Here is a 12,615-nt window from a genome sequence, read left to right as displayed (position 1 = left end):
AATTACGACTTATTATATTTACTTTTTATTTAACGTATTGTTTATTAGTGCTTTATAAAAAGATAATTCTCTCTGTAGTGTGGGTTATTTTTTGTTTAAACAAAGGGAATTGTTGTGTGTTATTTAGGTAGATTTTTTTTTTTGAATTTTGTGTTTTTAAGAGCAGAAACGAAAAAACACCGCCTAAACGGCGATGTTTTTTGTATAGGTTTATTGATTTTTTCTAGCTCTCCAGAAGAAATTCTTTATAATTTCCAAGAAAATCAACGTTGGCATTGAGGGATTCCAGTTCTTTTAGTGCGTTTTCATGCAAGACCTCTTTCCATGGACCTTCAACATTGATGAAGAAGAAATAATTTCCCAATCCGGTCTTTAAAGTTCTGGATTCAATTTTACTGAGATTCATTTTTCTCCACGCAAAAACAGATAAAACCTGATGCAGTCCACCAGGATGATCTTCCGGAAGGGTGATCAGCATTCCTGATTTTTCGCCCAGTGTTTCCAGTTGATCATTCTGATATGTATTCTGTTCCTTGGAAATGATGATAAATCGGGTGTGGTTCTGTTCAAAATCCTGAATATTACGGTTGATGATTTTTAAACCATACAAATTGGCGGCAAACTGATTGGCTACTGCTGCAATAGGAGCGTCAGGGTTCTCAGAAACAAATTTAGCGGCAGCGGCAGTTGAGGAGAAATCCTGTTTCGGAATCTCTTTATAGTGAGTATCCAGAAAATGAAAGCTCTGTGCAAGCGCCTGCGGGTGAGAGTATATTCTTTCAATATTCTCTATGGCGTTTTCCGGATGAATCATCAGGTGATGGGCAATAGGCATTACTGCTTCTGCTTCTATTTTAATGGACGGAGTCTTATATAAATAGTCCAGCGTCATAGATACGGTTCCTTCAATAGAGTTTTCCAAAGGTACAACCGCTTTTACTGCTTCTCCGTTTTCAACAGCATTAAAACAATCCAGAATACTGGCTTGTGGTAATAACTCTTCATTGGGAAATAGTTGGGCAGCGGCAAGCTGTGTAAAACTGGCATGAGGTCCCAAAAATGCAATCTTCATAATATATAATATAAGGGATGATTAAAATAAAGGTACAAAGGTGCGAATTAATTCATAAATAGAGTGCGTGTTGCGGGTTTGTTTTGTTAACGGGTTGAGAGTTGCTGGTTTCTTTTGTTGCTAGTTTCTTTTTGTTGCTGGTTTCTTTTGTTATTGGGTAAGTAGAGATAAATATCTTAATTGCGTTAAAAAATTCACCTTTCACCTGCGAAGCAAAATTCACCATTGGCATCAATGGCCTTTCATCAATATTTTACAGGATATCTCCCTAATCCCTAATTCCTGCTACCTGATATCTACTACCTATCACCCCTCCTTCCAACTCTTCTCAATCATTTCCATCAGGAATTCCGGACACTTGATGACTTTGTTGGTTTTTGCATCCAAAAAGAATAGAGTAGTGGAAGCTTCTGTTATTTTAATATGCTCTTCATTGTAAATTTCATATTCAAATTCAATTCTTACACCCGGAATTTTTTTTACATACGTATGAATTTCTAATTTTTGATCATATAAAGCTGGGCGGATATATTTAATTTTATAGTCGGAAACGGGCAGCCAAATTCCTTGGTTTTCAATTTCATCGTATGAAATTCCTATGCTTCTGAAGAGTTCAACTCTCGCTACTTCGAAGTACGTTGCATAGTTTCCGTAGTATACATATTTCATTGGGTCTGTTTCTGCGTAACGTACTCGTATTGAGCGTGTTGTGTGTATCATTTTACGTGTTAAATTATACATACAAATATATTTTTAAATAATCAATACCTGCAATATTTTTTTTTGAAAAGAAAAAATTGGACCTTTGTCTTCCTTCTAAACACAGTACAAACAAAGAATAATCGGGGCTTAAAAAATGGATGACAATTTAATGATGATATGGCAGAAATGCCTTCAGTTTATGCGCGATAACCTCAACGCTGCTGAAGACAATTCTGACCTTAAAAAACTTGAAAAATCTTTCGATATGCTATTCGATAAGGTTCAGCCGCTTTCATTGGTGGCCAACAACCTTACGTTGATCGTACCGAGCGATTTTTACAAGGAATATATAGAGGACAATTATCTGTCCTTGCTTTCCGCTGCCCTGAAGAAAAATATTGGAAAAGGAGTGAAATTATGGTATTCTGTAATGGAAAACAGACCAAAAGGTGAAGAAAAACCTGTTACCATGAACATCAAGGGACAAAGCGTTCCTACTCCGAAAACACAGGAAACAATGCCACAAGGTTTTTCTGCTAATATTGTAAACCCGTTTGTAGTTCCTGGAATTAGAAAAGTAAATATAGATTCTAACCTGAAGCCTGACTATTCTTTTGATAGTTATGTAGAAGGTGAAAGCAATAAATTTGCAGCAACTGTGGCAAGATCTATTGCAAAAAGACCTGGTGCAACAGCTTTCAACCCATTATTTTTATATGGAGGTTATGGAGTTGGAAAAACACACTTAGGACAAGCGGTTGGTCTTGAAGTAAAAAACCAGTTTCCGGATAAAGTAGTTCTTTATCTGTCTTCTGAAAAATTTATCCAGCAGTTTATCTCTGCTGCCAAAGCACATAAACAAACTGAGTTTGCGAATTTCTATCAAATGGTAGATGTACTGATTATTGATGATATTCAGTTCCTGTCTGGAAAATCAGCTACTCAGGACAGTTTCTTCCATATTTTTGATCACCTGCATCAGAATGGAAAACAGATTATCCTTACTTCCGATAAAGCACCGGCAGATATTATGGATATTCAGGACAGGATTGTTTCCCGTTTCAAATGGGGACTTTCTGCAGAAATCAAATCACCGGATCTGTCCACAAGAAGACAGATTATCGAAGATAAATTAAGCAGAGACGGAATTGTTCTTCCGGGAGATATGCTTGACTTCCTTGCTGTGGAAACGAAAACCAATGTAAGAGAACTTATCGGAGTAATTAACTCGGTAATCGCTTACTCTACAGTATATAAGAGAGACCTTAGTCTTGAATTGCTTAAGGAGACTATCAACAGAATTGCAGCCAACCAGAAAAAGATCATCAATATTCCTTACATTCAGGAAGTGGTATGTGATTATTTCGGAATCAAAAAAGAGCAGTTGCTTTCTAAAACAAGAAAAAGAGAAATTGCTTTGCCAAGACAGCTTGCGATGTACTTCTCGAAAGAATTCACTAATTCTACATTTACCAAAATTGGTGAAGAAATGGGAGGAAAAGATCACTCTACAGTAATGTATGCTTGTGATACCATCAAAGATGTTTCTAAAATTGATAAAGAAATCAAGAAGTACGTAAAAGATCTTACGGAAAGAATCAAACAATAAATAGCATTGAGCTTAAATAAATTAAAATGAAGGATAGTTTTATTCTTCATTTTTTATTTAGTTTTGTCGTGATAAAAGACTCTTTTTAAATACATAGAATATGAAAATATTAATGGTTTGTCTGGGGAATATATGCAGAAGCCCACTGGCAGAAGGAATTATGAAAGCAAAACTGCCGGATCATTATACGGTAGATTCAGCCGGAACCATTTCCATGCATGAAGGAGAACATCCTGACAAAAGAGCCATTAAAACTGCTGCTAATCACGATATTGATATATCAAAACAGAGATCAAGACCTATCACCAGAAAAGATTTTGAAACCTTTGATAAAATCTACTGCATGGATATTGATGTACTCGGGGATGTAGTTTCTAAAACTAAAAATGAAGAAGAACGGCAGAAAGTATCATTGTTTTTAGAAGTATTGGGAGACCACAAAAATGCTGAGGTTCCGGATCCTTATTGGGGAGATATAAAAGATTTTGAAATGGTTTACCAGCTTTTGGATAAAGGATGCAACGCAATCAGAAACCAAATATCAAAATAATAACCATGAAGAAACTGCTGTTACTGTTTGTTTTTAGCTATAGTTTGTCTTTCGCTCAAACCAAAGATGAAACAGAAATCCGTAAAGTTATGGATGACTTTATGGGATGTATTAAATCCAGAGACGAGGTCAAATATCTTTCTTTATTCCAGGAACCTGTGCTTTGGACCGGCATATACAAAGACCGAACACAGGCTAAGCGTCTGGAGAAAAATCCTAAGGCTGATTACTATTTTGCAGATGATTATAAAGCTTTTATCAAAAGTTTTAAAGATGATAAATCTGAAGAAAAATTTGACAATATTAAGATAGTGGAAGATGGAGCTGTTGCTTCTGCCAATTTCGATTACAGCTTTTGGTACGATGGCAAAATGGAAAACTGGGGAAAAGAAATCTGGACACTTATGAAGATCAACGGAACCTGGAAAATTACTTCTGTTACTTTTTCCATGGACCTTACAAAATACTTCCCTCAACCTACACTTAACGAAAGAACTAAAAAATAATACAATGCTTTTTTTACTCCCTGCTTACTTATCAGAAAATACCTCTATCAATCATTTTTCGCCTGTTTTGAAGGATTATATCATGCAAACAGATTATTTCTTTGTGGAAAATGAGAAAACAGCGCGAAAGGTTGTGAAATTTTTTGCTCCTGAAAAAAAACAGGCCGATCTGAAGTTGTTCTTATTGGATAAATACACTGAAAATGCAGATATCAAGGAAGCTCAGGAACTGATGATGAAAGGGCAGGACTTCGGATTGCTGTCGGAAGCCGGATTGCCTTGTATTGCAGATCCCGGAAACCTGATTGTAAAATGGTGTCATGAGAAAAACATCAGAGTGATCCCAATTTCAGGGCCTTCATCCATTATTCTGGCTTTAATTTCCAGTGGATTCAACGGGCAGGAATTTACTTTTCATGGTTATCTTCCAATTGATAAAGGAGAGAAAAAGAAACAGATCATGAACCTTGAAGGGCTTGTTCAGAAAACCGGATATTCACAGATTTTCATGGAAACACCGTACAGGAATAATCAGCTTTTTGAAGATCTGTGTAAATTTTTATCGCCGAATACAAAGCTTTGTATCGCTGCCAATATCAACGATCCGGAACATGAGTTCATCAAAACAAAATCAATAAAAGACTGGCAAAAACAAAAGCCGGAACTGCATAAAATTCCTGCGGTATTTGTACTGGGGAAATAAACTATACTCCTGTAGCTTGATAATAAGTATGAGAGCTGTTGAGAAAATAGAAAAAGGCTGTGAATATTTCATGGCCTTTTCTTTTTTATTTAAAATCGTCTGGAATATTATAAATAGGATTTGTAAACTCCTCTTTTTTTTGTCCTTTCATTTATTCATGAATAATTTTAACTAAAAATATTTCAACTATTAGTGATAATTATCATGGGATTTATATATTTTTGTAATATAAAATACCCTAATTTTATATTTAAATATAACGCATTATGAATTTTACAATTTTAATGTAATTAATAATATTCATGATGTCGTTTTATATAGTTTGGCTTTTTATTATACATATTATAATTGAATTGTTTTAAACGCTGCAGGTAAATATCGCTTGTATTTTTTGAATTATTGATGATGTAAGTTCCGTTTTGCTTACAATCAATTCAGCCCAATCAACACCAAAATATTAAAATATGATGACACGTAAAATTTTTTTTCCGGTATTGCTGATGCTGGCCATACTGGTACCTTCTTTAATTCATGTATCCGCACATGGATATGTAATGAGTCCTGCCTCACGAGGATATCAGGGAAGCCTGGATAAGGCTGCATTGGGTTATTCTGCCGCATTTGGAATCTATGGATCTGTAATTAATGAACCCGCTTCTCTGGAAGCTCCAAAAGGCTTTCCTGCGTTTGGGCCTGCGGATGGAAAGATTGCGTCCGCTAATGGAAGTATAGGAGGAGATACTACCCTGGATATCCAAAATGCTAACCGGTGGAAGAAAACCAATATCACTACCGGTATAAATGCGTTTATCTGGAAATATACAGCTTATCATGCGACGGCAAAATGGCATTATTATATGACCAAGCAGGGTTGGGATCCCAATCAGCCGCTTACCCGTCAGAATCTTGAACTCATTGGTACAGTGATGCATAATGGAACCCCACCACAGGATAATGTTTCTCATCAGATTACAGTTCCTGCTAATCGTACAGGCTACCATATTATTTTAGCAGTCTGGGATGTAGCAGATACTACCAATGCATTTTATAATGTTATTGATGTGAACGTAACCTCAGGAACAGGAGTTTCGGCACCAGCCACTCCTACAGGGTTAACACAGCTGGGAGTTACCGGTTCCTCTGCTAAAATTAGCTGGACGCCACAGTCAGATGCCGTATCTTATATTGTGTTCCGCAACGGACAAAGTCTGCAGCAAGTGAATGGAGCTCAGTTTGAAGATACGGGGTTAACGGCTAATACAGTTTATACTTATGAAATACAGGCCAAAGGTTCTTCAGGACTTACATCAGGGAAAAGTGCTCCGCTCAGTGTAAAAACGAATAGTGAGGGTATTCCTGAAAAACCCACAGCGCCATCAAATCTTCACTCAATGGGAGTTACTGAAAATTCTGTTTCCCTGATGTGGGTGGCCTCAACCCATACCCAAGGCGTTAAAAATTATCATGTATTTGAAAATGGGATTAAAGTAGGAGAAACTGTTCAAACAAGCTTTTCAAGGACAGGACTGGCACAAGATACAGAATATCGTTATACGGTAAGATCTGTTGCTGTGAATGATCAGCTTTCTGATATGAGTAATGAATTAAAAGTCAGAACAAAGAAAGTAACACCTGGTAATGGTCAGTTGTATTGTGGAGCAGAGCAGTACAATGCTGCTAATGCATATCCTACAGCTGGAGTGAAAGTTTTTTACTCCTGTAAAATCTGGAAAAATAATTGGTATGCGAATCCGGGAGAACTGCCAGGAACAAATATGGTATGGGAGGAAGTAAGTGCTTGTGCCGAAGGTCCTGGCTGTGAATCGGGCGGGCCGGTGACCTATTGTGGAGCACAGGAATATAATCCGGTAAAAACTTATCCAGCAGCAGGAACAAAGGTTTTTCATGCCTGTAAAATCTGGGAAAACAAATGGTATGCAAATCCGGGAGAAGCACCGGGAAGTAATGCGGTCTGGAAGGTGGTAAGTGACTGTAATGAAGGAACAGGCTGTACTGCCGGGCTTACCAATAAAGAAGCTGGTTTTTCAATAGTTGTATCTGACCATCTGATCAGTTTCATACCTGAAAGCGCTTACAGTAAAATAAGCAGAGTAGATGTCATTACTCCTCAGGGACTTCAGATCATGACTTTCATGAATCCTGGGCAGAACAATATGAATATCAGCCGCCTTCAGTCTGGAATATATTTTGTAAAAATTCTTTACAAAGATGGACGCAGTATCATTAAAACAATCAGAAAATAATAAACAAAAAGGTGGTCTCAAAAGTATCATTCTGAATGAAATGGAGTGAAGAATCTCATATTACAAATTACAAATAAAGTTCTTCCTTCGTCAGAATGACAAAATACAAATTGTTTGACTTTTGAGACAATTTCTTTTTTCAAAAATATTTAACAGCTCTTAACAAGATTATTGCACTATTCTTGTTATTAAAGCCTATACTGGAAACAGTATAAATTGTTGATAATGCAGTGAAAATCCGGGCATCAGAGATGCCCGGATTTTTAACAGATTAATTTTTATTTTTTTTTCCTGATTTCCATTTTCTCCAAAGGAAAACCATAACGGGAATAAGCAAAAAGAACGGCCATAGCGAAACCAATCCCAGGAGGAAGCTTACAAAACTGTTCCAGCCTTCTGTCAGAGAATCCATAAACCGACTTCCAAAACCGATTTTTGAGGTGGCTGAGCTTCTTACTTTCTCTTTGTATAAGTTGAGCGTTAAAGTGCTGTAATTTACACGGTCATCAATAAAACGAAGTCTGCCTTCAGCAACATCAATCTCATCTTCCAGCTCTCGGATATTTTCCTGAATTTCCAGCATATCCTTTGTGGTAGCAGCACTTTTGAGCATATTACGATACTTTTCAAGATAGATTTTTTTATTGGCCAGTTTTATCGATATATCAGTGTACTCTTCCGTGACATCATTGGATGAAATATTTTTGGATAAAACCGAGCCTACTCCGTCTGAAAATGAACTGACAAGAGCATCGAAATTTTTATGAGGAACTCTGATGATCAGGGTAAGGTTATCATCCATGTCCGTATTTTGAAACTCTTCTTTCTGGATATAGGCATTATTTTTCTTTATGATTTCATTGACCTGACTCTGTGCTTTTTTAATATCACCAACCTGAATTTTCATATCTCCGTTTTTGATGATTTTTTTGGAGATGGTATCTGTTTTCTTTGTGTTGTACAGATCTTTGTTAGATATATTTTCATCGGGAAGCAGTTTCTCTGAAACAGCAAGGGGTGGAGGTGGAGGTACAGCCACAGCAGCAGATGCATTATCTTCAGTGATAACTTCCATCAGATCAGCTTTAACTTCCTGTTTTGCCACTCCTGATTTATTACAATTAATAAGAATAAGTCCTGATAAAATGAGAATAATATTTTTCATGGGTTAGTTTTTTGTGGATATGATCAAAAAGTGTGCTTAAAAATGTTCATATTTTAAAATTGTTAAAAAATTAAAATGAAATAAAACGTAAGAGCAGATCAAAAAATAATAAGATGGCTTTAAAACCGGGCTGAAAAATTGCTGAGACTGATAAATTATCTCTATTTTTAATTCATGAAAAAAAGTCTTTTAGCATTTGTATTTTCACCATTTCTGATGTATGCCCAGGAAGCTCCAAAACTTACAGACGAAATGGCCATGAAATTGTCCGACAAGCCTCTTCACTGTATCAATCAGGAATATCCAAATAAAACAGCCCATATTATCAATAATGCTGGCGAAGTTCCTCTGACTCCCAAAGATCTTCACCCTAGTTTTTATGGGTGTTTTGATTGGCATAGCTCTGTTCATGGACATTGGATGCTGACAAGACTTTTGAAAACAAAACCTAATCTTTCTCGTGCTAGAGAGATTGAAAAAATTTTAGATGAATCTTTTCAGAAGGAAAAACTGCAGACAGAAGCAGATTATTTTACAAAATATCAGCTTACAGGAACTTTTGAGAGAACTTACGGCTGGGCATGGATCTTAAAACTGGACGAAGAACTGACCAACTGGGATCATCCAAAAGCTAAAATATGGCATGAAAACCTGAAACCGCTCACTGATCAGATTCTGAAGTCATGGAAAACATATCTTCCAAAACAAACCTATCCGAACAGAACCGGAGTTCATCCTAATACGGCATTTGCAATGGCATTTGCCATAGATTGGGCAAGAGCCAATAAAGATAAAGAGTTTGAAAAACAGCTGATGGAAAAGGCGAAATACTTTTTCTTAAAAGATCAGAAAACACCTGCTTATCTTGAACCGGACGGGTCAGATTTCTTTTCGCCAAGTCTTGAAATTGCAGATTTGATGCGAAGAGTTCTCCCTCAAAAAGAATTTGTACAGTGGCTGAATGCTTTTTATGAAAAAAGAAGCCTGGAGAATGTTGAAAAAATTCCTGTAGTAAGTGATCTTAGCGATTATCAGACGGTTCACCTGGTAGGACTTTCTTTTTCCAAAGCATGGTGTATGAAAGGAATTTCAAATGCTCTTCCTGCCAATCATCCCTTGAAAAAGGATTTCAGGAAAACGGCTGACGTATTTCTTGCCAATGGACTGCCTTTGCTTTTCCAGGGAAATTATGGAGGAGACCACTGGCTGGCAAGTTTTGCTGTATATGCTCTGGAGGATTAATATTTGATTCCTGTTTTTTTCAGAATAAAACCTAGAAGCCATATTGGTCCTATCAGAAGAAACTGCAGATCTTTAAGGAAAGAAGGTTTTTTTCCTTCAATTTTATGACCTATAAACTGAAAAATCCAGGTGATAATAAATACACTAAGGTAAACCATCCATGATTGTCTTCCGACATTGATATTGGTGAGATAGATAAAATGCTCCATAATAAGCATTACTACAATCATCACAATGGCGATCCGAAAAGACAGTCTTATATAGAACAGCGTGATCAGAATAATCGCAATAATGCTTATGATACTGGCACATCCGAAGTAGGAAGCGCAGAAATGAGGGGAGGGAATCAGGGATGCAAAACCTAGAATTGTCCAGAAAATTAAGGGTACACAAATCCAGTGAATAAGCTTGTTGGTCGCATTTCTGTGACTTTTACTGTATTCGGCAAATAATAAATCGACCTTTCTCATGCTGAAGGGAATTGGATGAATGCTAAAATAATAAAATTTTGTAATCACTGGTAAGATTGCTTACATTTGTCTTATGTCTGCCCTAGAAAAATTCGGAGTTGATATTTTTACGGAAAAAAATATTTTCGAGAGAATTGCTGTCGACAAGCCTTTCCGTCCTGATAATCCTGCATTTATATTTATTAAATCAGGAACGATAAAACTGCGTCAGCATTTCAGTGATCTTGAAGTTTCCGCCAATATGTTTATGGTAACCGATCCGCAAACTATTTATGAAGTAGTTTCTGTGACAGACGATTTTCAGTCCAGGATGGTTTCTTATAAAAGAGGATTTATTTCGGCCTTATCATTGAAGTTTAACCGTTTGATTACTTACCGGTATTTCAGGCAGCAGATGAATAAAGGAGTTCCTTTCCCTGAAGATGAAATGCAAGTGGTCTGGAAAAGTGTTAATTTCCTGAAATATATCCTGGATTCTGATACGGAAATGCTTTACAAGAAAGAAATGGTAGAGCATCTTTTCTCTGTTTTTTGCTATCAGATGGCAGGAATCATTTCCAAGGAAGATAACAGTTCTATGAACCAGATGTCCAGACAGGAAGAAATTGTATTTGTATTTCTCACCGATCTTTCGGAACATCATCTTACAGAAAGAACTGTTGAGTTTTATGCCGAACGACAATCAATTACAACCAGACATCTTTCTGCAGTAGTGAAGACAATTACAGGAAAGTCTGCAAGCCAAATCATTGCTTTAATTGTGATCAATGAGGCAAAGGTACTCTTAAACTCTTCCAGTAAACCGGTTTCAGAGGTTTCTTCTATTCTCGGATTTAGCGATCAATACTCGTTTTCTCACTTTTTTAAGAAGCATCTGGAGGTTAGCCCTACACAGTACAGACATCAGTTTGAAAACTAAAATCTTACATTTGAACATCTTTTTCCAAAAATCAAACATTTGATTGATTTTGTTGTTGACCTAACTTTGCATCTGTAAAACAAGGTAAAATGACAAAGAAAATAAAAACAGCACTATCTGTATTGATAGCAGCTTTTCCTGCGCTGTTTTTTTCACAACAGATTAAGCAGATGACCGCAGGTGAGGTAGCGGAACTCGCTGTTCAGAACCATCAGCAGCTCAAAGTGTCTGCACAGAACATCGGTATTGCAAAGCAAAACACGAATGTTGTTAAACTTCAGAAACTTCCTACGATTACCGCTTCTACAAGCCAGTTCTATCTAGGAGATGCAGTTGCCATCGATAAAGATTTTTCAAATTCTACAAATGTTCCTATGCCACATTATGGAAGTTCCTATGCGGTACAGGCTACACAGCTGATCTTTAAGGGAGGATTGGTGAATAAGTCTATCGAAATGGCAGGACTTCGTGAGCAGCTTTCTGAACTGGATCTTGAGAAAAATAAGCAGGATGTGAAATTTTTAGTAATTTCCAATTATCTGGATGTCTATAAAATCATCAATCAGGAAGAGGTATTTCAGAATAATAAGAAGCTGGCTCAGGAACGTCTTAAAAATATCCAGAAATTCTATCAGCAGGGAATGGTAACCAGAAACGAAGTGATTCGTGGAGAATTGGCCATCAAAAACCTGGATCAGGGGATTCTTACTCTTTCAAACAATAAAAAAATCCTTAATTATAACCTGAATATTGCTTTAGGTCTATCTTCTGACACGGAAATTATTCCTACAGAAAGTTTAGAAAACAAAGAATCCGGAATAGGCATGGAATACTATACAGATCTTGCCCATGAAAGCAATCCATTGTTGAAGTCTGCCCAAAAAAATATTGCGGTTGCAGATAAAAATATTGAGATCATCAAAACGGATAATGCACCTACACTGGCTGGATTTGGAGGATATACGCTGCAAAGACCGATTACAACCAGAAATCCTGTGTTGGATATGTATTCAGGAGGATGGCAGACAGGGGTTTCTTTGAGTTATAACATAGATACGCTGTATAAAACGAAAGAAAAAGTAAAATTAGGAGAGCTGCAAAAGAACCAGGCGAATGATGCAATGACTCTGGTACAGCAGAATGTAGATATGGGAGTGAATGCAGCCTATACAAAATATCAGGAAGCCATTCAGCAGGCAGATATTCTTAATGATTCCAAAAGGCTGGCAGAAGAAAACTACAAGATTACAGAAGCCAAGTATCTGAATCAACTGGCTGTACAGGCAGAAATGATTGATGCACAGAACCAGAAACTGCAGTCAGAACTCGATTATGCCAATGCTGAGATCAATGTTTTGTATCAGTATTACAACCTTTTGAAATCTACAGGAACACTTTAATTTTTAACACTGA

General features: G+C 36.7%; 12 protein-coding genes. 8 read left to right on the top strand and 4 right to left on the bottom strand.

What is annotated here, in order from left to right:
* Positions 1-223 precede the first annotated feature (223 nt).
* Entirely contained in the window at positions 224-1,072 is an 849-nt protein-coding gene (pheA, locus tag ODR02_RS01600; RefSeq protein ID WP_309511425.1) for a prephenate dehydratase, read from the bottom strand.
* A 306-nt stretch (positions 1,073-1,378) separates the two neighbouring features.
* Positions 1,379-1,792, bottom strand: a complete 414-nt coding sequence (locus ODR02_RS01595) for an acyl-CoA thioesterase (RefSeq protein ID WP_309511623.1) — start codon at positions 1,790-1,792, stop codon at positions 1,379-1,381.
* 136 nt (positions 1,793-1,928) lie between these two features.
* Here ODR02_RS01595 and dnaA point away from each other — a divergent pair, with 136 nt between their 5' ends.
* The 5 genes from dnaA to ODR02_RS01570 all read left to right on the top strand — a co-directional run bounded on the left by dnaA (position 1,929) and on the right by ODR02_RS01570 (position 7,406).
* The gene (gene dnaA / locus ODR02_RS01590; RefSeq protein WP_047376841.1) at positions 1,929-3,383 is read left to right on the top strand and encodes a chromosomal replication initiator protein DnaA; all 1,455 of its coding nucleotides are present in this window, start codon (positions 1,929-1,931) and stop codon (positions 3,381-3,383) included.
* Between the two features lie 100 nt (positions 3,384-3,483).
* On the top strand, positions 3,484-3,933 hold the full coding sequence (locus tag ODR02_RS01585) for a low molecular weight protein-tyrosine-phosphatase (RefSeq protein ID WP_209785206.1): 450 nt from the start codon (positions 3,484-3,486) through the stop codon (positions 3,931-3,933).
* Between the two features lie 5 nt (positions 3,934-3,938).
* On the top strand, positions 3,939-4,439 hold the full coding sequence (locus ODR02_RS01580) for a nuclear transport factor 2 family protein (RefSeq protein ID WP_209785205.1): 501 nt from the start codon (positions 3,939-3,941) through the stop codon (positions 4,437-4,439).
* Positions 4,440-4,443: 4 nt separating this feature from the next.
* Positions 4,444-5,142, top strand: a complete 699-nt coding sequence (locus tag ODR02_RS01575; protein ID WP_209785204.1) for an SAM-dependent methyltransferase — start codon at positions 4,444-4,446, stop codon at positions 5,140-5,142.
* A 464-nt stretch (positions 5,143-5,606) separates the two neighbouring features.
* Entirely contained in the window at positions 5,607-7,406 is a 1,800-nt protein-coding gene (locus tag ODR02_RS01570; protein ID WP_309511424.1) for a lytic polysaccharide monooxygenase, read from the top strand.
* A gap of 271 nt (positions 7,407-7,677) precedes the next feature.
* Here ODR02_RS01570 and ODR02_RS01565 read toward each other — a convergent pair whose 3' ends face one another.
* Positions 7,678-8,571, bottom strand: a complete 894-nt coding sequence (locus tag ODR02_RS01565; RefSeq protein WP_309511423.1) for a DUF4349 domain-containing protein — start codon at positions 8,569-8,571, stop codon at positions 7,678-7,680.
* A gap of 174 nt (positions 8,572-8,745) precedes the next feature.
* Here ODR02_RS01565 and ODR02_RS01560 point away from each other — a divergent pair, with 174 nt between their 5' ends.
* Entirely contained in the window at positions 8,746-9,813 is a 1,068-nt protein-coding gene (locus ODR02_RS01560; protein ID WP_209785199.1) for a DUF2891 domain-containing protein, read from the top strand.
* Here the strand turns inward: ODR02_RS01560 and ODR02_RS01555 are convergent.
* The gene (locus ODR02_RS01555; protein WP_209785198.1) at positions 9,810-10,283 is read right to left on the bottom strand and encodes an Mpo1 family 2-hydroxy fatty acid dioxygenase; all 474 of its coding nucleotides are present in this window, start codon (positions 10,281-10,283) and stop codon (positions 9,810-9,812) included. The genes ODR02_RS01560 and ODR02_RS01555 overlap by 4 nt on opposite strands.
* A gap of 73 nt (positions 10,284-10,356) precedes the next feature.
* On the opposite strand from ODR02_RS01555, the gene ODR02_RS01550 reads away from it, so the two are divergent.
* Both ODR02_RS01550 and ODR02_RS01545 read left to right on the top strand, forming a co-directional pair.
* Positions 10,357-11,202 carry a helix-turn-helix domain-containing protein gene (locus tag ODR02_RS01550; protein ID WP_309511422.1) on the top strand — a complete coding sequence of 282 codons (846 nt, stop codon included), beginning with the start codon at positions 10,357-10,359 and terminating at the stop codon, positions 11,200-11,202.
* A gap of 89 nt (positions 11,203-11,291) precedes the next feature.
* On the top strand, positions 11,292-12,602 hold the full coding sequence (locus tag ODR02_RS01545) for a TolC family protein (protein WP_209785196.1): 1,311 nt from the start codon (positions 11,292-11,294) through the stop codon (positions 12,600-12,602).
* Positions 12,603-12,615: the final 13 nt, after the last annotated feature.

Origin of the sequence: Chryseobacterium sp. CFS2, assembly GCF_036543225.1 — a bacterium.
Taxonomy (GTDB): domain Bacteria; phylum Bacteroidota; class Bacteroidia; order Flavobacteriales; family Weeksellaceae; genus Chryseobacterium; species Chryseobacterium culicis_A.
The sequence above is the reverse complement of the archived record's forward strand: the minus strand, read 5'-3'. Positions and strand labels throughout refer to the sequence as shown.

Bases quoted from the DNA above. Each gene is read 5' to 3' on its own strand.
- ODR02_RS01555 (WP_209785198.1), bottom strand. From the start codon at position 10,283: ATGAGAAAGGTCGATTTATTATTTGCCGAATACAGTAAAAGTCACAGA.
- ODR02_RS01565 (WP_309511423.1), bottom strand. From the start codon at position 8,571: ATGAAAAATATTATTCTCATTTTATCAGGACTTATTCTTATTAATTGT.
- ODR02_RS01575 (WP_209785204.1), top strand. From the start codon at position 4,444: ATGCTTTTTTTACTCCCTGCTTACTTATCAGAAAATACCTCTATCAAT.
- ODR02_RS01545 (WP_209785196.1), top strand. From the start codon at position 11,292: ATGACAAAGAAAATAAAAACAGCACTATCTGTATTGATAGCAGCTTTT.
- ODR02_RS01570 (WP_309511424.1), top strand. From the start codon at position 5,607: ATGATGACACGTAAAATTTTTTTTCCGGTATTGCTGATGCTGGCCATA.
- ODR02_RS01585 (WP_209785206.1), top strand. From the start codon at position 3,484: ATGAAAATATTAATGGTTTGTCTGGGGAATATATGCAGAAGCCCACTG.
- pheA (WP_309511425.1), bottom strand. From the start codon at position 1,072: ATGAAGATTGCATTTTTGGGACCTCATGCCAGTTTTACACAGCTTGCC.
- dnaA (WP_047376841.1), top strand. From the start codon at position 1,929: ATGGATGACAATTTAATGATGATATGGCAGAAATGCCTTCAGTTTATG.
- ODR02_RS01560 (WP_209785199.1), top strand. From the start codon at position 8,746: ATGAAAAAAAGTCTTTTAGCATTTGTATTTTCACCATTTCTGATGTAT.
- ODR02_RS01580 (WP_209785205.1), top strand. From the start codon at position 3,939: ATGAAGAAACTGCTGTTACTGTTTGTTTTTAGCTATAGTTTGTCTTTC.
- ODR02_RS01595 (WP_309511623.1), bottom strand. From the start codon at position 1,792: ATGATACACACAACACGCTCAATACGAGTACGTTACGCAGAAACAGAC.
- ODR02_RS01550 (WP_309511422.1), top strand. From the start codon at position 10,357: ATGTCTGCCCTAGAAAAATTCGGAGTTGATATTTTTACGGAAAAAAAT.